Annotated in this window: 19 protein-coding genes and 1 tRNA gene; 11 read left to right on the forward strand and 9 right to left on the reverse strand. The window is 72.8% G+C overall.

What is annotated here, in order from left to right:
- Nucleotides 1-19: 19 nt before the first annotated feature.
- A complete protein-coding gene (locus tag WFH32_RS06710; protein WP_318244046.1) occupies nucleotides 20-496 on the forward strand; it encodes a MarR family winged helix-turn-helix transcriptional regulator in 477 nt (158 codons plus the stop codon).
- Between the two features lies 1 nt (nucleotide 497).
- A complete protein-coding gene (locus WFH32_RS06715; protein ID WP_336706649.1) occupies nucleotides 498-950 on the forward strand; it encodes a ribosomal maturation YjgA family protein in 453 nt (150 codons plus the stop codon).
- Nucleotides 951-988: 38 nt separating this feature from the next.
- Here the strand turns inward: WFH32_RS06715 and msrB are convergent, their stop codons facing one another.
- Both msrB and WFH32_RS06725 read right to left on the reverse strand, forming a co-directional pair.
- A complete protein-coding gene (gene msrB, locus WFH32_RS06720) occupies nucleotides 989-1,438 on the reverse strand; it encodes a peptide-methionine (R)-S-oxide reductase MsrB (protein ID WP_051703022.1) in 450 nt (149 codons plus the stop codon).
- A gap of 281 nt (nucleotides 1,439-1,719) precedes the next feature.
- Nucleotides 1,720-3,180, reverse strand: a complete 1,461-nt coding sequence (locus tag WFH32_RS06725; protein WP_404822006.1) for a DEAD/DEAH box helicase — start codon at nucleotides 3,178-3,180, stop codon at nucleotides 1,720-1,722.
- Nucleotides 3,181-3,714: 534 nt separating this feature from the next.
- Here WFH32_RS06725 and WFH32_RS06730 point away from each other — a divergent pair.
- Nucleotides 3,715-4,461 carry a M50 family metallopeptidase gene (locus WFH32_RS06730; protein WP_191792122.1) on the forward strand — a complete coding sequence of 249 codons (747 nt, stop codon included), beginning with the start codon at nucleotides 3,715-3,717 and terminating at the stop codon, nucleotides 4,459-4,461.
- A 70-nt stretch (nucleotides 4,462-4,531) separates the two neighbouring features.
- Nucleotides 4,532-4,909: a DoxX family protein gene (locus WFH32_RS06735; RefSeq protein WP_336706652.1), complete on the forward strand. Its 378-nt coding sequence runs from the start codon at nucleotides 4,532-4,534 to the stop codon at nucleotides 4,907-4,909.
- 206 nt (nucleotides 4,910-5,115) lie between these two features.
- Here WFH32_RS06735 and WFH32_RS06740 read toward each other — a convergent pair whose 3' ends face one another.
- Nucleotides 5,116-5,400: an iron-sulfur cluster biosynthesis family protein gene (locus WFH32_RS06740; RefSeq protein ID WP_191792120.1), complete on the reverse strand. Its 285-nt coding sequence runs from the start codon at nucleotides 5,398-5,400 to the stop codon at nucleotides 5,116-5,118.
- Between the two features lie 332 nt (nucleotides 5,401-5,732).
- Between WFH32_RS06740 and WFH32_RS06745 the strand changes: the two genes are divergently transcribed.
- Nucleotides 5,733-5,804, forward strand: a tRNA-Lys gene (locus WFH32_RS06745).
- Nucleotides 5,805-5,814: 10 nt separating this feature from the next.
- On the opposite strand, the gene WFH32_RS06750 is transcribed toward WFH32_RS06745, so the two are convergent.
- A complete protein-coding gene (locus WFH32_RS06750) occupies nucleotides 5,815-6,492 on the reverse strand; it encodes a PAS and ANTAR domain-containing protein (protein ID WP_191795813.1) in 678 nt (225 codons plus the stop codon).
- Between the two features lie 607 nt (nucleotides 6,493-7,099).
- Here WFH32_RS06750 and WFH32_RS06755 point away from each other — a divergent pair.
- From WFH32_RS06755 to WFH32_RS06770, 4 genes are all read left to right on the forward strand, one after another.
- Complete coding sequence (locus WFH32_RS06755) at nucleotides 7,100-7,300, forward strand: hypothetical protein (protein WP_191795812.1); 201 nt, start codon at nucleotides 7,100-7,102, stop codon at nucleotides 7,298-7,300.
- Nucleotides 7,301-7,350: 50 nt separating this feature from the next.
- Nucleotides 7,351-8,553, forward strand: a complete 1,203-nt coding sequence (locus WFH32_RS06760; protein WP_336706653.1) for a class I SAM-dependent methyltransferase — start codon at nucleotides 7,351-7,353, stop codon at nucleotides 8,551-8,553.
- Between the two features lie 9 nt (nucleotides 8,554-8,562).
- Nucleotides 8,563-9,546 carry a DUF2804 domain-containing protein gene (locus WFH32_RS06765; protein ID WP_336706655.1) on the forward strand — a complete coding sequence of 328 codons (984 nt, stop codon included), beginning with the start codon at nucleotides 8,563-8,565 and terminating at the stop codon, nucleotides 9,544-9,546.
- Nucleotides 9,547-9,637: 91 nt separating this feature from the next.
- Nucleotides 9,638-10,204, forward strand: a complete 567-nt coding sequence (locus tag WFH32_RS06770; protein WP_336706656.1) for a pyridoxamine 5'-phosphate oxidase family protein — start codon at nucleotides 9,638-9,640, stop codon at nucleotides 10,202-10,204.
- A 1-nt stretch (nucleotide 10,205) separates the two neighbouring features.
- On the opposite strand, the gene WFH32_RS06775 is transcribed toward WFH32_RS06770, so the two are convergent.
- The 3 genes from WFH32_RS06775 to WFH32_RS06785 form a co-directional block, all read right to left on the reverse strand.
- Nucleotides 10,206-10,790 carry a hypothetical protein gene (locus tag WFH32_RS06775; protein WP_191795807.1) on the reverse strand — a complete coding sequence of 195 codons (585 nt, stop codon included), beginning with the start codon at nucleotides 10,788-10,790 and terminating at the stop codon, nucleotides 10,206-10,208.
- A gap of 70 nt (nucleotides 10,791-10,860) precedes the next feature.
- The gene (locus WFH32_RS06780; protein WP_336706657.1) at nucleotides 10,861-12,009 is read right to left on the reverse strand and encodes a sensor histidine kinase; all 1,149 of its coding nucleotides are present in this window, start codon (nucleotides 12,007-12,009) and stop codon (nucleotides 10,861-10,863) included.
- On the reverse strand, nucleotides 12,006-12,680 hold the full coding sequence (locus WFH32_RS06785; RefSeq protein WP_191795806.1) for a response regulator transcription factor: 675 nt from the start codon (nucleotides 12,678-12,680) through the stop codon (nucleotides 12,006-12,008). Before WFH32_RS06785 ends, WFH32_RS06780 begins: the two co-directional genes overlap by 4 nt.
- 135 nt (nucleotides 12,681-12,815) lie before the next feature.
- Here WFH32_RS06785 and WFH32_RS06790 point away from each other — a divergent pair, with 135 nt between their 5' ends.
- Nucleotides 12,816-13,541, forward strand: coding sequence for a M15 family metallopeptidase (locus WFH32_RS06790; protein WP_191795805.1), 726 nt, complete (start codon nucleotides 12,816-12,818; stop codon nucleotides 13,539-13,541).
- Between the two features lie 7 nt (nucleotides 13,542-13,548).
- On the opposite strand, the gene WFH32_RS06795 is transcribed toward WFH32_RS06790, so the two are convergent.
- On the reverse strand, nucleotides 13,549-15,366 hold the full coding sequence (locus tag WFH32_RS06795) for a glycoside hydrolase family 2 protein (RefSeq protein ID WP_191795804.1): 1,818 nt from the start codon (nucleotides 15,364-15,366) through the stop codon (nucleotides 13,549-13,551).
- A 76-nt stretch (nucleotides 15,367-15,442) separates the two neighbouring features.
- Nucleotides 15,443-16,015 (reverse strand): TetR/AcrR family transcriptional regulator, encoded by a 573-nt coding sequence (locus tag WFH32_RS06800; protein ID WP_191795803.1) that lies wholly within the window; start codon nucleotides 16,013-16,015, stop codon nucleotides 15,443-15,445.
- Nucleotides 16,016-16,153: 138 nt separating this feature from the next.
- Here WFH32_RS06800 and WFH32_RS06805 point away from each other — a divergent pair, with 138 nt between their 5' ends.
- Nucleotides 16,154-17,356, forward strand: coding sequence for an MFS transporter (locus WFH32_RS06805; protein WP_336706659.1), 1,203 nt, complete (start codon nucleotides 16,154-16,156; stop codon nucleotides 17,354-17,356).
- Nucleotide 17,357 lies beyond the last annotated feature (1 nt).

Consider the following 17,357-nt stretch of genomic DNA (forward strand, 5'->3'; position numbering starts at 1 on the left):
CGACCAGCCGGAGCCGACTGTGTCCTCTACGCCCACCACGCCCGCCGCCGACGACTCGCCGCTCTACGCGCTCGAACGCGAGCTGCGCGTCCTGACGCGCCGGGCGGGCTCGTCCGCGAACGCGATGGCGAAGCGCATCCACCCCGACCTCGACGCGAGCGCGTACCCGCTCCTCGCCCACATCTGGGCCAACCCGGGCGTGCGCGGGTCGGACCTCGCCCAGCAGTTCGGGGTGGGGCGCGCGACCATCTCGCGGCAGCTCGCACGGCTCGAGTCGGTCGGGATGGTGGACCGCGAGGTCGACCCCGACGACTCCCGCGGCCAGATCATCACCCTCACCGAAGCCGGGGAGACGCTGCTGCGGACCACGCACGAGCGTCGCGTCGACTCCATCTCCCAGGCGCTGAGCGACTGGTCACCCGACGACGTCGCGGCCCTCGCCGCCCTGCTCCACCGGTACTCGGAGGACGTCGTGCGCTGGCAGGCGTCGCGCTGACATGACGTCGGGGGACGCACCGGCGGGGCGGCCGGGTCGCGCGCTGTCGCCCTGGCCTGCCCGACGGCGCAGCCGCCCTCGCGTCCTGGCCGTCCTCGCGGCCGTGGTCGCCCTGGGCCTCGTGGTGACGACGCAGGTCCCCGACCCTGTCGGTGACGTGGTCGGGGACCTGCTGTACGCCGTCGCGGTCTACGCGGCGCTCGTGCTCGTGGCTCCTCGGCTGCGGCCGTGGGTCGCGGGAGCCGTGGTGCTCGTGTGGTGCTGGCTCGTGGAGATCCTGCAGGCGACGCCCGTCGTGGCGGCCGTGCTGGACGTGGTGCCCGCGGCCGCCTGGGTGCTGGGGAGCACGTTCAACCCGCGCGACCTGGTGCTCTACCTGTTGGGTGCGCTGCTCGCGGTCGGTCTCGACGTGCTCGTAGCCGTCAGAACCTCGCGGGTGTCAGAGCGAGCGTGACCCCGGGGTCACGCTCGCTCTGACTGGGGTCCTGCTGCTCAGGCGCCGGCGTCCTCGAACGTCAGGCTGAGGCTGTTCATGCAGAACCGGTCGCCCGTCGGGGTCTGCGGCGCGTCGTCGAACACGTGACCCAGGTGCGAGCCGCAGTTGGCGCACCGCACCTCGGTGCGGACCATGCCGTGGCTGCGGTCCTGGATCAGCTCGACCGCGTCCGACTCCTTGGGCGCGTAGAAGCTCGGCCACCCGCAGTGCGAGTCGAACTTGGTGTCCGAGCGGAACAGCTCGTGCCCGCAGGCCCGGCACCGGTAGACGCCCTCGCGCTTCTCGTCGAGGAGCTCGCCCGTCCAGGGGCGCTCGGTGCCGGCCTGCCGGAGCACCGCGTACTCGTCAGGAGCCAGCTCCTCTCGCCACTGGGCGTCGGGCTTGGCCACCGGGTACACCTTCTGCGAGAACAGGCTTCCGGTCGTGTCGTGGGTCTCGTTGGTCATGCTCCACCTCCGACTGCGACAACCGTGACGGATGTCCGGGTGTTCCCGTCAACCCGTCGCCGAGGGTGACGGACTTGCCTGCCGAGGGTGACGCTGACGGTCGCCGACGGTGACGGGGCTCGACGGTGCGCTTCGGCCGGGACGCAGAGGACCCCGGTGGTGATCCGAAGATCACCACCGGGGTCCTGAGTCGTGTCGTCACCCTCGGCGGGCTGGTCCGTCACCCTCGGCGACAGAACGCGTCACCCTCGGCGGGCGAGCGAGCGACGAGCAACCGGCCGTCAGTACGACGACGACGAGTACACCGTCGCCGAGCCGCCGCCGCGCTGCGCACGACCACGGCCGCCACGACGACGAGCCTGCGCACCAGCGCCGCCCTCACCGCCCTGCGCCGACTGGCCGCGACCACCCTGGGCGCGCTGCGCCGTCGGGCCTGCGGACTTGGCCGGGACCGACGTGCGGGCCGCACGCGACCCACCGTTGCGCGACGGCGTGCCGCGCTTGGCCTGCGTCTGCGGCGGCGTGATGTCCGCGGGACGGACGTACTCGGCGACCTGGCCGACGAGCGCCGTGATGGCCGCGTCACCGGGGGCGACGGGCTGCGGCTGTGCCGTGATCTTCGCCTTGCGGGTCAGGTCCTTCACGTCGTTGCGCTGCTCGGGGAGCATGACGGTCACGACGACGCCCTCGGAGCCGGCGCGAGCCGTACGGCCCGAGCGGTGCAGGTACGCCTTGTGCTCGGCCGGCGGGTCCACGTGGACGACCAGCTCGATCTCGTCGACGTGGATGCCACGCGCGGCGATGTCGGTCGCGACGAGCACGCGGACGGACCCGTTCGAGAACGCCTCGAGGTTGCGCTCACGCGCGCCCTGGCCGAGGTTGCCGTGCAGGTCGACCGAGGGGATGCCCTGTGCCGTGAGCTGCTTCGCGAGCTTCTTCGCCTGGTGCTTGGTGCGCGTGAACAGGACGCGACGGCCCGTGCCCGACGCGAGCTGCTGCACGACGTCCTTCTTCGCGTCCGCGTCACGGACCGCGAAGATGTGGTGCGTCATGTTGGAGACGGGCGACTCGGCCGAGTCGACCGAGTGGCTCACCGGGTTGCTCAGGTACCGCTTGACGAGCTGGTCCACGCCGTTGTCGAGCGTCGCGGAGAACAGCAGGCGCTGGCCGCGCGTCGGGGTCTTGTCCATGATGCGCTTGACGCCGGGCAGGAAGCCCAGGTCGGCCATGTGGTCGGCCTCGTCGAGGACCGTGATCTCGATGCCGTCGAGCGACAGGACGCGCTGGTTGAGCAGGTCCTCGAGGCGGCCCGGGCACGCGATGACGATGTCGACACCCGCGTTCAGCGCGCTGACCTGACGGCTCTGCGCGACGCCACCGAAGATGGTCGTCGTGTTCAGGCCCAGGGCCTTCGCGAGCGGCTCCATCGTGGCGTTGATCTGGTTGGCGAGCTCACGCGTCGGGCACAGGACCAGGGCGCGGGGGCGACGGGCGGCGCGGCGCGTGTCCGACTGGGACAGGCGCGTGACGACCGGCAGCGAGAACGCGAGGGTCTTGCCCGAGCCCGTGCGGCCACGGCCCAGGACGTCGCGACCCTTGAGCGTGTCCGGCAGCGAGGCCACCTGGATGGGGAACGGCGACTCGATGCCCTGGCTGGAGAGCTCGCGGACCACCGTGGTGGGGATCGCGAAGTCGTTGAAGGTCAGGCCCTCGGGCACGACGGTCGGGACCGACGAACGCACCGGGGCGGGACGCTGCTCGCGCTGCTCACGGGGAGCGCGCTGCTCGCGGTTGCCACCGGCGGGGCGGCCCTGGCCGGCGCCGCGGCCGTCGCGAGAGTCGCGCTCACGGACCGGGCGACCGTCGCGGGTCACCTTGGCGGGACGCGAGTCACGGTTGTCACGCTCGTCGCGGGAGTCGCGGGCCGGACGGGCCCGGTCGTCACGAGCCGGGCGGTTGGTGTCGCGGGACTGCTGTCCCTGCGACGAGCTGGTGCGGGGGGCTGCGGCGTTCGGGCGCACGGCAGCACGGATGGGGTTGTTCAAGGGTTTGCCTCTCGGGCGTAGGGTCGGGGTTCGCCGCAAGAAATCCAGGGAACTCCACGACGCTGGGCGCGCAGAGATGCGCAGCCACGGTCACCACTCTCTCATGACTGGGGCGCACGTGCGTCGATGGTGATCGACGTCTCCACATCCCTCACCGATCCCTCACCTCCCGGTGGCTCACCCAGGGGCTCGCCCGGACCTCTCACCTCCCGCACGTGCGGGCGTGGTGGAATGTCGCCCGTGGACTTCATGAGCTCCGTGGGCGACGTCATCGGTCAGATCTGGTCGGCGGCCACGACCCCCGTGCCCGCACCGGCCTCGGCGGTCGTGCTGTCGATGTCGCTCGTCGCGCTGATCGTCGTGGTGTTCACGCCCGTGTGGCGGGTCGCTCGGCACGTCGTGACGATCGCGCACGAGGGCGCGCACGCCATCGCGGCGCTGCTCACCGGGAGGCGCCTGACGGGTATCCGCCTGCACTCCGACACGTCGGGCCTCACGGTCTCCTACGGCAAGCCGCGCGGCTTCGGCATGGTCCTCACGGCCTTCATGGGCTACGTCGGCCCGGGCCTCGTGGGGCTCGGGGCGGCCGCCCTGCTGCGGGCGGGCTACGCCGTCGGGCTCCTGTGGCTCCTGGTGCTGCTGCTGACCCTGATGCTGTTGCAGATCCGCAACTGGTTCGGCCTGTGGTCGGTGCTGGTGAGCGGTGTGGCGCTCGTCGTCGTGTCGTGGGCCGCGACGCCGCCCGTCCAGAGTGCGGTCGCGTACGCCGTGACGTGGTTCCTGCTGCTGGGCGCGATCCGGCCCGTCCTGGAGCTGCAGATCTCCCGCAGCCGCGGCAAGGCCCGCCAGTCCGACGCTGACATGCTCGCGCGGCTCACCGGCATCCCCGGGCTCGTGTGGGTCGGGGTGTTCCTGCTCGTGACCGTCGGCGCGGCCGTCCTGGGCGGGTACTGGATCGTGTCGCCGGCGGCTGCGTGAGCCTGATGGCCCACCGCAGCGGGTGACGGCCCCCAGAGCGAGCCTCACCCACCCTGCCTAGCATCGGGGCATGGCTCTCTCCCCCGCGTTCTCGGCGGTCTCGCTCGCCGCTCTGCTCGGCTCCTCCGGCGTCGTGCACCTGGCGCGCCCGCAGGTCTTCGAGCCGCTGATACCCGACGCCCTCGGGCCCCCTGGCCCGTGGGTCACGTGGAGCGGCGTGGCGGAGCTGGCGTGCGCGACGGCGCTGCTCGTCCCCGCGACGCGTCGCGCCGGCGGCCTCGCGAGCGCCGCACTGCTGGTCGCCGTCTTCCCCGGGAACGTGAAGATGGCGCTCGACTCGCACCCCGGAGCCCGGTCGTGGGCCCGCAAGCCCGTCGTGGCCTGGGGACGCCTACCGGTCCAGGTGCCGCTCGTGGCGTGGGCGCTGGGGGTCGCGCGGCACGGCTGAGCGCCCCTCGCCGTCGACGTCGTCAGAGCGCACGACGACGGACCGCCCGCTGTGCGCGGACGGCCCGTCGGGGTGATCGGGTGCGTAGCCCTGGCCGGGCCGGGAACCTTCCGAGGAGGAGGGGGTCGGCTCCCGGGACGGGCGGGCCGCGCAGCCGGTCGAGACGTGGTGCGGGCTGTCAGGCCCCGCAGGTGGTGCCGGGCCGGTCAGGCCTGCGGCGTGAGGACGAACCCAGGTCCCTCGGTCGCGCGAGGGTCGGTGTCCAGCGTGAGGTTCGCGAGCGCGATCGAGGTGGTCGGCTCGACGAAGACTCGCGCGTCGCCGCTCTCGACGACCGTGTCGTCGGGCTGCGGGCTCGGGACGAGGGCCAGCTCGAAGTCGCCGGACTGCGGCGCCGACTCGGCGATCCGGAGGCCGCCACCGTCGGGCACTCCGGCCCGCGTGGTGAGGTCCTGGACTGCATCGCGGGCGTTGTCGGTCAGGGTGAGCATGGAAGCTCCTCTCGGTTGCCTGGGGACGCACGGGCAGTCTTGCGACGAACCCTCGGCGTGCGCCTTTCGGTTGCCTCCAACCAAACAAGGATCGGGCCCGATCGCAAGGTCGGGGGCCGATTCACGGCGTGTCTCTCACCCAGTGGGATCGAGCGCGACAGGCGCCCGCGGGGCACGTAGGGTGCGCGCCCCGCGCGGACGCGCCGCCGGGACTCACCAGGCCCGACGGCGCCGCGCACCACCCGTGGGCACCTCGCCGTGGGCGGGGACTCGGCGCGTAGACTCTGCGCGGGCCTTGGTGCCGCCTCGGACGAGGCGCGCGCACGGTGCCCGGGCCTCTAGCTCAATGGCAGAGCTGCGGACTTTTAATCCGTAGGTTGTGGGTTCGAGTCCCACGGGGCCCACCGTCCTGAGTCACCGCACCGGCCGCTTCCCTTCGAAGAACCGGTCGAGGTCTGCCCGACGCAGCGCACCTGCGACCCCGCCGGCGGTGAGCTCTGCGACGAGCCGCCGTGACAGGTCGCGCAGGGGTTCGTTGTTGATGCTCGAGTGGTGGCACATGAGGTCGAACGCCTCGTCGGCGGGCAGACCGTAGATCGCCATGACGGCGCCCTTGGCCTGCTCGATCGTGGAGCGGCTCGCGGACGACGCCCGGATCGCGGCCGTGGCCTCGCGCTGGGCGAGCTCGCGCTGGGTCGTCGTGAGGTCGATGAAGTAGCCCGAGACGTGCGTGGTCTCGCCGGTGCGGCGGTCGAGCCGTCCGCGTCCGACGACGCCGAGCGTCCGCGTCCGTCCCTGTGCGTCGACGATGCGGTGGACGGAGCTGAAGGGTTCGCCCGTTGCGACGGCGGCGAGCAGGACGTCCTCGACGCGTTCGCGGTCCTCGGGGTGCTTGTGCGCGAGCATGAGCGCGGTCGTGGGCATGATCTCGCCGGGCCGGAAGCCGTGCATGGCGTACAGCTCGTCGGACCACCACCAGCTCTGGTCGGACAGGTCGAGGATGAACTGGCCGACGATCTGTGGCGCACCGCGCAGCAGGGCCTCGGCGAGCTCGGGGTCGAATCGGCGAGACGGGTTGTACGAAGTGGTCAAGTAGGCCCCCAGGGCATGGGAAAGGAGCGGGCCTACTTCCAGACTCCTCGGTGATACTAGCCCGGATCCGTTGCCTCACCTGCGAGGACGGCCCGACGGCGCACCGCCCGTCGAGCGGGCACGATCCGTGCGCAGCGAACCGGTCCGGGAACGACGAAGCCCCTGCCGGCCGGGGCTGAGCAGGGGCTTCGTGAACGTTAGGTGGTGGCGCGATGCAGGGGGTACTTCGCGCCACCGAGGAAGACATTACCCCCTACGAGCGGGTGGTGACGAACCGCGTTCGGATGGCGGGCGATCGGACGCACTCCTTCCGATCTCGCCCCTCGCGCTCGACGTCGGGACTCCCCTCGTCATCGGCGATCTGGGCCGCGACGAGCCCGTGGCTCGGCTTCTGACCAGGCTCCGGCCGGGACCGTGCGCGCATGACGACTGACTCGCACGTCCCATGCATAGAGGGGGTGACGTCCCACTCAGTGAGCACCGTCGGCATTCCCAGGATCGACACCTAGGGTTTGCCCTACGCCCGCCCCCTGTGTGGCATAAAACACCACGTACCAGGAGGTTCTTCGAATTGCGGGCAGCGGCCTCCTATGTGCAGAGTGGGACAATGGTATGGGTTACGGTGGGGCTGGTTCTCGTGGTGCTCGGCGTATCGCTCGCCGTGCGCGCCGCGTGGGCCGTGCGTGCCGGTGAGCAGCGCGGGCACTCCAGCTCCGGCGGTCACGGCATGGGCATCGCCCTCGGCGCCGGCATCGCCTTCTGGGGAGCTGTGATCACCACGATCGCGCTCATCGTCAACAACAGCTGACCTCCGAATGAGCTGACCACCTCCTGCTCCGACCTGTCAGGATCGAACGCATGAAGCGATCCTTCGACGACCTCGTCTCCGAAGCAGCCTCCGTCTCCGTCGACGGCTGGGACTTCTCCTGGCTCGACGGCCGCGCGACCGAGCAACGTCCGTCCTGGGGCTACGCCCGCTCGATGGGCGAGCGCATGGCCACCGCGAGCGCCGCCCTCGACCTCCAGACGGGCGGCGGCGAGGTCCTCGCCTCGGTCCCTCGGTTCCCGCGACTGGCCGTCGCGACGGAGGGCTGGCCCCCGAACGTCACCCAGGCCACTCGGCTCCTGCACCCGCTCGGCGTCGCGGTCGTCGCCGACGCGGACGAGCCGCCCCTGCCGTTCGCGGACGAGGCCTTCGACCTCGTCGTGAGCCGCCACCCCGTGAAGCCGTGGTGGTCCGAGATCGCGCGCGTCCTCGCCCCGGGCGGTACGTACTTCGCGCAGCACGTCGGCCCGTACAGCGTGTTCGAGCTCGTCGAGCACTTCCTGGGCCCGCAGCCCGAGGAGGTCCGCAACGGCCGCCACCCCGACGACGACCGTGCCGCGGCGGAGGCGGCCGGGCTCGAGGTCGTCGACCTGCGGTTCGAGGAGCTGCGCACCGAGTTCTTCGACGTCGGCGCGGTGATCTACTTCCTGAGGAGTACCGCCCGCAGCTCGCCTCGCTGCACGAGCAGGTCGAGGCCGAGGGGCCTTTCGTCGCGACGACGACGCGCTTCCTGGTCGACGCGCGCAAGCCGCGCTGACCGCCCGGACGGGAGCGCCGCCGTCGGGCCGGGTGGAGAGGTGTCGCCCTTGACACCCCGGCCGAGCCACCGGCGTCAGCGCCGGCGTGGTCGAGCGGGTTCAGCTGCCGAGCCCCGCGTTCCCCCGCGTCAGGTCTCCGAGGGCCGCGAGCGCCCGACGCTTGCGGTCCGCGGGGTCGATCGTCCGTTCGTCCCCGGGGTTGGCGCGGCGCACGGGCTTGCCTGCGCGGTCGCCGGACTCGACGGTGCGGGGCATGCCGGGTGCGCCGGCCGCCCGCGTGGACCGGGAGCGCCGGTGCGGGGTGCTCGGGGCGAGGAAGTAGGGGCGTTGGGTGCTCATGGGCTCTCCTCGGGTCGTCACCGCCCCGCTGCCGGGGCCGTGGTGTCGATCCTGAAGCACTGTCGTTTCGTCCGTGTTGCGAGCGCAGGACATCGAGGTGTCGTCCGCACGACGCTCCGGCCGGCCACCGGCCAGTAGCCTCCTCGCATGACGACGCACGAGCGCGAGATCACGTCCTCGGTCGACCTGTGCCTGCCGGACGGCCGGCTGAACCCGGACGCGGTCGGGTGGACGCGCACCCCGCTGCACCGCGCGAACCTGCGCGGGTGGGGGCGGACCAAGCGCTGGGAGTACTGGGGCGTGACGACGCCGACCCACGTGGTCGGGATCGTCGCGTCCTCGATCGACTACGCGGGCGTCCACGGTCTGTACGTCCTGGACCGGGCGACGGGCGAGGAGACGGTGACCGACGTCGTCGTGCCTCTTGCGCGGGGTGTGCTCATGCCGGGGCGCAGCGGCGTCGGCCGCGTCGGGGCGCGCGCGAAGGACCTCGCGATCGTGATCGAGCAGCGCCCCGGGTCCACCCGCATCAGGGCGGCGTCGCGCGACGTGAGCCTCGACCTGACCGTCCCGCTCCCGCCCGGGCACGAGTCGCTGGGGGTCGTCGTCCCGTGGAGCGACCGGCTGTTCCAGTACACGGTCAAGGACGTCGCCCGCCCGGTCCACGGCGCGCTCACGGTGCGCGGCACACGGCACGACGTCAGCGCCGACGACTCGTTCGCGGTGCTCGACCACGGTCGCGGCCGATGGCCCTACGCCATGACGTGGAACTGGGCCGCGGGCAGCGGGCACGGCCGCGGCATCCAGCTCGGCGGCGGGTGGACGGACGGCACGGGCGCCACGGAGAACGCGCTCCTGGTGGACGGGCGGATCCACAAGATCGGCGCGACGCTCGACTGGACGTACGACCGCACGGACTGGCTCGCCCCGTGGCACGTCTCGGGCGACGGGGTCGAGGCGGTGTTCACGCCCTTCCACGAGCGGGTGGCACGCACCGAGCTGCTCGTCGTGGGCAGCGAGACGCACCAGTGCTTCGGCACGTGGTCGGGCCATGCGCGCACGGACGAGGGCGCGTGGGTGGACCTGGACGGGCTGGTCGGCTGGGCCGAGGAGGCACGGCAGCGCTGGTAGCCGCACGGGGTCTCCGCAGGCCCGACGGCGCCGCTCACCTCGGACGTGGACAGCACCTTCGCGACGCTCGCCTCGGTGCCAGACTGCCGCCATGGCGACCGTCCACGACGAGATCACTCCCCGGCTCTCCCGCTTCGTGCTGTCCCAGCCAGTGTTCTTCGTGGGCACGGCCCCGCTCGCGGGTGACGGGCACGTCAACGTCTCACCCAAGGGCATGGGGGGCACCTTCGTGGTGCTCGACCCGCACCGGGTCGCGTACCTCGACTACACGGGCTCGGGGGCCGAGGTCGCGGCTCACCTGCAGGAGAACGGGCGCATCGTGGTCATGTTCTGCGCCTTCGAGGGACCGCCGAACATCGTGCGCTTCCACGGCCGGGGCCGGTACGTCCTCGCCCGCACGCACGAGTTCGACGACCTGCGCCCGCTGTTCGCCAAGGAGCGCGAGTCGGGGCAGCGCGGCATCGTCGTGGTCGAGGTGGACCGGGTCTCGGACTCGTGCGGGTTCTCGGTGCCGCTCATGGACTTCGTGGCGGACCGTGACGTCCTGGACCGGGCGCACGACCGGCGAGAGCCCGAGTACTTCGACGCGTACTGGCAGAAGAAGAACGCGACGAGCATCGACGGGCTGCCCGGCGTGGACATCGCGCCGCTGGCCTGACCTACGTCGCGTCGAGGTACGCCCGCCCACGCGGCGAGATGCGGTAGCCCACGGGCAGGCTCTCGGTGAGACCGAGCTCCTTGAGCCGCCGGACCCGGATCTTGAAGTAGTCGCGCTCGACGCCGATCGAGGTCGCGAGCTCGCGAGCCACGACCTCGGGTCGGGCGACGATCAGGTCGAGGTAGTCCCTCGTCCACGGCTCGGGCGCCGCCCGGTCCATGCGGGCGAGCTTCTCCCGGAGCGCCTCGACCTCCTCGGCGGACAGGTCGGCCTCCTGGCGCAGCGCGACGCGCGGGTCCTCCCCCACGTGCCGCAGCCCGATCCGGTACAGGTCCCCCTCGCCCTTGGCGGCGGCCCAGGCGAGCGCCGCGTCGGCCGAGCGGAACCCTGCGGCGCGCGCGTCGTCGTCGGGCAGGACGGGGACCCCGTCCACCTCCGCCACCCGGTCGATCGACGTGACCTCCACGACCCCGATCCGCGTCCTCATCCGGCCGCCCGCGCGCACGCGCGGCGCGAGCCAGCGGCGGTACGCGAGGGACACCGTGCCGTCCTCGAGCCCGCTGAGCGTCTGCCGGGTGAGCAGCATGCCTCCAGGGTACGAAGACGGGCCGCGGCGCGCAGGGGCGCGCCAGGCCTGCCGGCCGCCGCACGCGGCCTCAGGGAGCGGCGCGGACCGCGGCGACCGGACGCGCCCCGCGAGGGATCACGACCCGCGCGCTCACTCCCCCGCCGGGAAGGGGCGTCAGGCTCAGGCTCCCGCCGTGCAGCTCGACGATGCGGGAGACGATCGCGAGCCCCAGACCGTTGCTGCTGCGGTCGGTCACCACGTCGTCGCGGGTCCTCGCGACGGAGCCGATCTGGCGGGCGAACGGCTCCAGGGCGATCCTGAGCTCGTCGTCGGTCAGGACGCGGCCGCTGTTCTCGACGGTCAGGACGACGAGCCCCGCGTCGACCAGCGCGATGCGGGCCCACCCGCCCTGGGGCAGGTTGTGCCTGATCGCGTTGCGCAGCAGGTTGTCGACCACACGGGCGAGGAGGACCTCGTCGCCCGGCACGACCGCGGGCGCGACGTCCACCTCGACGCGGACGCCGCGCTCGGTGGCCTCGCGCGCGACGTCGTCGACGGCGTCCTCGACGACGACGTCGAGGTCGAACGGCGCTCGGACGATCGGCGACCTGTCGAGGGCCGCGAGCTGCAGGAGGGCCGCGACGAGGTCCGTGGCGCGTCGGTTGGTCACGTCGAGGCGTTCGAGCAGGCGCGGGAGGTCGACGGCGTCGGGGTCCTCGCGCGCGACGTCGAGCATGGTCTGGGTGACCGCGAGCGGTGTCCGCAGCTCGTGCGACGCGTTGGCCGCGAACCGCTGCTGCGCGGCGAACGCGCGCTCCAGCCGTTCGAGCATGGTGTCGAACGTGTCGGCCAGGTCCGTGAACTCGTCCCGTCCGCGCCTGGTGCCCCGGGCCGAGATGCGGTGCGACAGGTCGCCCGACGCCGCAGCCTGCGCGGCGGTGTTGAGGTCCGTGAGCGGACGCAGCACCCGCCCGGCCACGAGCCACCCACCCACGGTCCCGACGACGGCGAGCGCGCCCATCGCCACGACGCAGGCCTGGATCAGCGAGTCCAGGATCTGGCCCCGCGACGCGATGAAGAGATGGGCGTCCGACGGGTTCGCCGCCGTGAGCGGGTAGTTCGGGACGAAGCGCATGACGGCGTACACGATGACGGACATCGCGAGCCCCGCGGCGAGCAGGAAGGCCACATAGCTCAGCGTCAGGCGGAGCCGGGCGGTCTGGCGCAGGAACCTCACGACGCCTCGCCGCTCGGCGCGCCGACGCGGTACCCCACGCCTGGCACCGTGTGCACGACCCAGGGGTCGCCCAGGCGCTTGCGGAGCGTCGAGACCGTGACGCGCACGGCGTTGGTGAACGGGTCGGCGTTCGCGTCCCACGCGCGTTCGAGCAGGTCCTCGGCGCTCACCACGCCGCCGTCGGCGGCCAGCAGGACCTCCAGGACGGCGAACTGCTTGCGGCTCAGGCGCACGTGCTCGCCGTCCCGGTAGACCTCCCGGCGGAACGGGTCGAGCCGCACACCGGCGGCCTCCAGCACGGGCGGGAGCGGAGCCGGGCGGCGCCCCAGGGCCCGCACGCGCAGGATCAGCTCGGGCAGCAGGAAGGGTTTGGTCAGGTAGTCGTCGGCGCCGATCCCGAAGCCTCGGGTCTTGTCGTCGAGCGTGCCCGCCGCGGTGAGCATGAGGACCCGGGTCGGCAGGCCTCGGGCCACGATCGACCGGCAGACGTCGTCGCCGTGCACCCCGGGCAGGTCCCGGTCGAGCACCACGACGTCGTACGCGGTGTGGCCGAGCATCTCGAGAGCCACCTCCCCGTCGAGCGCGACGTCGGCGGCGACGGCCTCGCGCCGCAGCCCGGTCTGCACGGCCTCGGCCAGGAACGGTTCGTCCTCGACGACCAGCACCCGCATCGATCCTCCACCCGCTCGTCGGCCCGGCCCCTCCGACGGCGGGCCCGCCCCGCCAGTCTAGGAAGTGGGGTGTGTCGAAAACGTCTGCGAAAAGTGAGACGCCGGGACAACATGCCGACGGGTGCAGTGGTGGTCATGGACACACGTACCCCACCGCCCTCGTTCGCCCCGGTGCCCACCCCCGCACCGCCGCAGGACGGCGCGCCCCGACCTCCCCGCCCGAGCGCCCGCCGGCGCCGCACCGCCGTCCTCGCCACGGCCGTCACGGTCCTCGCCGTGGTGGCGGCGCTCACGTGGGCCTTCCTGCCCGACGCCGACCGCGGCCTGCGCACGCTCGTCGCCGACACGCTCGGCACCGAGGACGCGGGTACCGGGGCCGGCGCAGCGGGCGCCGAGCCCGGGGCCGGCGTCGCGCCGGACCTCCCCGCCCAGGACGACCCGCGCCAGGAGGACGACACGATCGACCCGTTCGACGACCAGCACCCCGCGATCGCCGGGCTCGACGAGGACCTGCGTACAGCGCTCCAGTCCGCGGCACGCGACGCGCAGGCGGCGGGCGTCGACTTCTGGGTCACGTCCGGGTGGCGCAGCACCAACTACCAGCAGAGCCTCCTCGACCGTGCGGTCGACCGGTACGGCTCGCTCGCCGAGGCCCGGAAGTTCGTCAGCACGCCCGAGACGTCCGAGCACGTGCAGGGACGGGCGGTCGACATCGGGCCGACCGACGGCGCGGACTGGACGATCCGCAAGGGCGCGCGGTACGGGCTGTGCCAGACGTACGCCAACGAGATGTGGCACTTCGAGCTGGCCACCACGCCGGGCGGCACCTGCCCGCAGCCCCTCCCGGATGCCGCGGGCTGAACCGTCGTCAGCCCAGCCGCAGCTCGACGTTGACCGCGCGCACCAGGTCGGCCGGGAGCTTGGCGACCTCCCGGTCGTAGGTCAGCAGCCCGTTGGTCTCGTCCTCGACGTCCGAGACCTGGGTGTAGACCGTCGCGGCCAGGCCGCGCGCGATGGCGGGCACGACCTGCTCGCGGTGCAGCGCCTCGAACGCGGCGCCGAGCGCGCCTGCGTCGGCGTACGTCGCGTACCCGAAGTCCTTCTCCCCGGCGACGTGCCCCTCGACCCGCAGGCTGTAGCCGCCGTACTCCGAGAGCACGAGCGCCCGCCGGTCACGCCGTGGCGGTACGCGGAACGGCTTGAGGTACACGTGCAGGCTCCGCAGGTTCCCCGCGCCCTGGTCGTGCCAGCCGCTCGCGTGGTCCACCGACCGCGTCGGGTCGAGGGCCTTGACGCGGGCCGCGACCTTGGCCGCGTCGAACTGCCCCCAGGCCTCGTTGAACGGCACCCAGACCGCGAGGCTCACGACGTCGCGCAGGTGCTCGACGGTCGCGTCGACCTCGCGGAGGAACTCCTCGCGCCCCTCGGCGTCGCCACGGCCGAACAGGGCGTGGAACCGGTCGCTCAGTCGCAGCGGCAGGAGCACGGGCGCCTTGACGACCGCGGGCCGGTACGGGCCGCCCCCGTTGACCATGTCCTGCCACACGAGCATCCCGAGCCGGTCGCAGTGGTGGTACCAGCGCAGGGGCTCGATCTTGATGTGCTTGCGCAGCATGGTGAACCCGAGGTCCTTCATGGTCGCGATGTCGTGGACCATGGCCTCGTCCGACGGTGCGGTGAGCAGCCCGTCGGACCAGTACCCCTGGTCCAGGACCCCGGCGTGGAAGTACGGTTCGCCGTTGAGCAGCAGGCGCGGCACCCCCTGCGCGTCGGGGCCGACGCCGAACGACCGGAGCCCTGCGTAGCTGCGCACCTCGTCGTCGCCGAGGGTCACCGTCACGTCGTACAGGTGCGGGTCCGCGGGCGTCCACAGGTGCGGGTCGGGCACGGGGACGCGGGCGACCACGCCCACGGGCGCGTCGACCTGCGCGACGAGGGTGGCGCCGTCGTGCACCTGGATGCGCGCCACGGGCGTGTCCTGCCCGACGCCGCCGCCCGCCCCGGCGGGCGTCTCGCCCGCGTGGACGGTCACGTCGAGGCGGCCGCCCGGGAGGTCCGGCACGAGCGTGAGCCGTGCGACGTGCAGGGCGGGCACGGCCTCGACCCACACGGTCTGCCAGATACCCGACTGCGCCGTGTACCAGATGCCGCCCCGCGCGAGGTTCTGCTTGCCGCGCGCGTGGAAGCTGGTGTCGCTGACGTCGGTGACCTCGACGAGGAGCTCGTGCGCCGCGCCCGGCGCACCGGCGAGGGCGTCCGTGACGTCGCACGCGAACGGCAGGTAGCCGCCGGTGTGACGCCCCACCTCGACGCCGTCGACCAGGACGCGGCACGACTGGTCGACCGCACCGAAGTGCAGCAGGACGCGGCCGTCGTCGGGCACGAACCCGTCCGGGAGCGACAGGTCGCGGCGGTACCAGAGCGCCTCGTCGGGCTGGAGCTGGCGCCCCACCCCGGACAGCGGCGACTCGGGCGAGAAGGGCACGACGATCTCGCCGTCGAACTCGTCGGGCACGGTGCCGCCCAGCGAGCCCGCCGGACCGGGACCCTGCGCCGTGACGGCGTACTCCCACACCCCGTTGAGGTTGAGGTAGCTGTCGCGGGCGAGCTGCGGGCGCGGGTACTCGGGCAGCGGCGCGTCGCGGTCGAGCGTGGCGGTCCAGCGCGTGGGCAGGGTCGCGCTCATGCAGAGGACTCCAAGCGACGGGGGTGCGAGAGACGGGAGGGATCAGGAGTATCACGCCTGGGGCCGCGCCGCCGGGTCAACGGCCGAGGAAGCGCTGGGCCATCGCCTGCAGCTCGCCCTGCTCCGCCCTCCAGTCCTCGGAGAGGATGCGGAACACGAGCGGCCCGACGAGCTCGGCGACCAGCGCGCCGACGTCGTCGCTCTCGTCCAGGGCGCCGCGTTCCTGTGCGTCACGGATGACCGCACGCGCGGCGTCGCCCAGCACGTCGGTGCCGCGCAGCAGCTCCGCGACCTGCCGGTCGTGCTGCGCCTCGCCCAGCAGGGCACGGTAGGCGAGCCCGGCGTCCGAGCCCGTCAGGAAGGCGGAGAGCGCAGCGAGGAAGCTGGTGACCTGGGTCTCGGCGTCGGGACCGGGCGGCACCGAGAGCTCGCGAGCGGCGTCGGCCGCGCTCGCCTCGAGGAGGATCTCGGCCTTCGACGACCACCAGCGGTAGACGGTCTGGCGGCCGACCTTCGCCCGCTCGGCGATGCCCTTCATCGTCATCGCGGCATAGCCGTCCTCGACGAGCATGTCGTCGACGGCGCGGAGCACGGCCAGGCGTGCGTCCTCGCTGCGTGGGCGGCCGAGCGGTCGCGTGGGGTCAACCATGCACCGACGCTACCAGTTTCGATGCTCGCTGTACCGAAACTTCGACGACAGCAGTCCGACCCACCATAACGAGACTCGGTGTATCGAAACCTGCTAGCCTTTCGAGACACATTGACTCGATACCAAGGAGTGCCGTCCATGTCACCCACCACGGCAGAGCCCGCGCGCGGACCGTCCCGGCGCGCGATCACCGCGACGGCGTTCGCCTTCCTCGTCACGATGATGGGAACCACGCTTCCCACCCCGCTCTACTCGATCTACTCGGCCGAGCTCGCGTTCTCCCCCCTGACCGTGACCGTGCTCTTCGCGGTGTACGCGGTCGGCGTCGTCGGTGCCCTGTCGCTCTTCGGCCGACTCTCCGACGACGTCGGTCGGCGCCCCGTGCTCCTGGTCGCCGCAGGCCTCGCGCTCCTCAGCGCGGCCCTCTTCCTCCTGCCACCATCGCTCCCGCTGCTCGTCGTCGCACGCGTGATCTCGGGCCTCGGCGCAGGGCTCATGAGCGGCACGGGAACCGCTACGGTCATCGACCTGTTCCCGGCGGAGAAGAAGGCTGCGGCCGGGACGCTCGCCGTCGCCGCGAACACCGGCGGGCTCGCACTGGGCACGCTCCTCGCGGGCGTCCTCGCCTCCGCCGCCCCCTCGCCCCTGACGACTCCGTACGCCGTCCATCTCGTGCTGTGCGTCGTGGCGCTCGTCGGCCTCCTGGCCTGGGCACCCGCCCCTGCCCACCTCGGTCGCCTGCGCGTCCAACCGCGCCGCCTCCGCGTCCCCGCCTCGATCCGGGGTGCGTTCGCCCGCGCGGTGCTCGCGGCCGGGACCGGATTCGCCGTCACCGGCGTGCTCACCGCCGTCACGGCGCTGTTCCTGGCCAGGGAGCTGCATCTCGAGAGCCACGCACTCGCCGGATCCGTCGTGTTCCTCGCCTTCGCCGGCATGGCGGTCGGCCAGCTCGTCGCCCGACGGATGCGGCCCCGCGTCGCGCTTCCGGTGGGGTGCGCGGGGCTCGTCCTGGCGTCCGCAGCCCTCGCGACGGCGCTCGCCGGTGCGACGCTGGTCCCGTTGATCGTCGCCGCGACCGTGCTGGGCGTCTCCGGTGGGCTGTGCCTGAACGCGGGGATCGCCACGACCGTCGAGCAGGTCCCTCCCACCCAGCGCGGCGAGGTCTCCTCGTCCTTCTTCGCGGGCCTCTACCTGATGCTCGCCGTGCCGGCGATCGGCGTCGGGCTGCTCACGAGCGTCGTCGGTCTCCGCGAGGCGGGCCTCGTCTTCGCGGCCGTCGTGGCAGCCCTCGCCGCCGCCGTCGGGACGGTCGAGGTCGTCAGCGCGCGCAGGGCCGACTGAC

The sequence above is a fragment of the Oerskovia sp. USHLN155 genome (assembly GCF_037145535.1).
Taxonomy (GTDB): domain Bacteria; phylum Actinomycetota; class Actinomycetes; order Actinomycetales; family Cellulomonadaceae; genus Oerskovia; species Oerskovia rustica.

Excerpts from the sequence above, each read along its gene's own strand:
- WFH32_RS06795 (WP_191795804.1), bottom strand. The coding sequence starts at position 15,366 with ATGAGCGCGACCCTGCCCACGCGCTGGACCGCCACGCTCGACCGCGAC.
- WFH32_RS06770 (WP_336706656.1), top strand. The coding sequence starts at position 9,638 with ATGGCGACCGTCCACGACGAGATCACTCCCCGGCTCTCCCGCTTCGTG.
- WFH32_RS06785 (WP_191795806.1), bottom strand. The coding sequence starts at position 12,680 with ATGCGGGTGCTGGTCGTCGAGGACGAACCGTTCCTGGCCGAGGCCGTG.
- WFH32_RS06755 (WP_191795812.1), top strand. The coding sequence starts at position 7,100 with ATGGTATGGGTTACGGTGGGGCTGGTTCTCGTGGTGCTCGGCGTATCG.
- WFH32_RS06730 (WP_191792122.1), top strand. The coding sequence starts at position 3,715 with ATGTCGCCCGTGGACTTCATGAGCTCCGTGGGCGACGTCATCGGTCAG.
- WFH32_RS06805 (WP_336706659.1), top strand. The coding sequence starts at position 16,154 with ATGTCACCCACCACGGCAGAGCCCGCGCGCGGACCGTCCCGGCGCGCG.
- WFH32_RS06735 (WP_336706652.1), top strand. The coding sequence starts at position 4,532 with ATGGCTCTCTCCCCCGCGTTCTCGGCGGTCTCGCTCGCCGCTCTGCTC.
- WFH32_RS06740 (WP_191792120.1), bottom strand. The coding sequence starts at position 5,400 with ATGCTCACCCTGACCGACAACGCCCGCGATGCAGTCCAGGACCTCACC.
- WFH32_RS06775 (WP_191795807.1), bottom strand. The coding sequence starts at position 10,790 with ATGCTGCTCACCCGGCAGACGCTCAGCGGGCTCGAGGACGGCACGGTG.
- WFH32_RS06800 (WP_191795803.1), bottom strand. The coding sequence starts at position 16,015 with ATGGTTGACCCCACGCGACCGCTCGGCCGCCCACGCAGCGAGGACGCA.
- WFH32_RS06715 (WP_336706649.1), top strand. The coding sequence starts at position 498 with ATGACGTCGGGGGACGCACCGGCGGGGCGGCCGGGTCGCGCGCTGTCG.
- WFH32_RS06765 (WP_336706655.1), top strand. The coding sequence starts at position 8,563 with ATGACGACGCACGAGCGCGAGATCACGTCCTCGGTCGACCTGTGCCTG.
- msrB (WP_051703022.1), bottom strand. The coding sequence starts at position 1,438 with ATGACCAACGAGACCCACGACACGACCGGAAGCCTGTTCTCGCAGAAG.
- WFH32_RS06790 (WP_191795805.1), top strand. The coding sequence starts at position 12,816 with ATGGACACACGTACCCCACCGCCCTCGTTCGCCCCGGTGCCCACCCCC.
- WFH32_RS06760 (WP_336706653.1), top strand. The coding sequence starts at position 7,351 with ATGAAGCGATCCTTCGACGACCTCGTCTCCGAAGCAGCCTCCGTCTCC.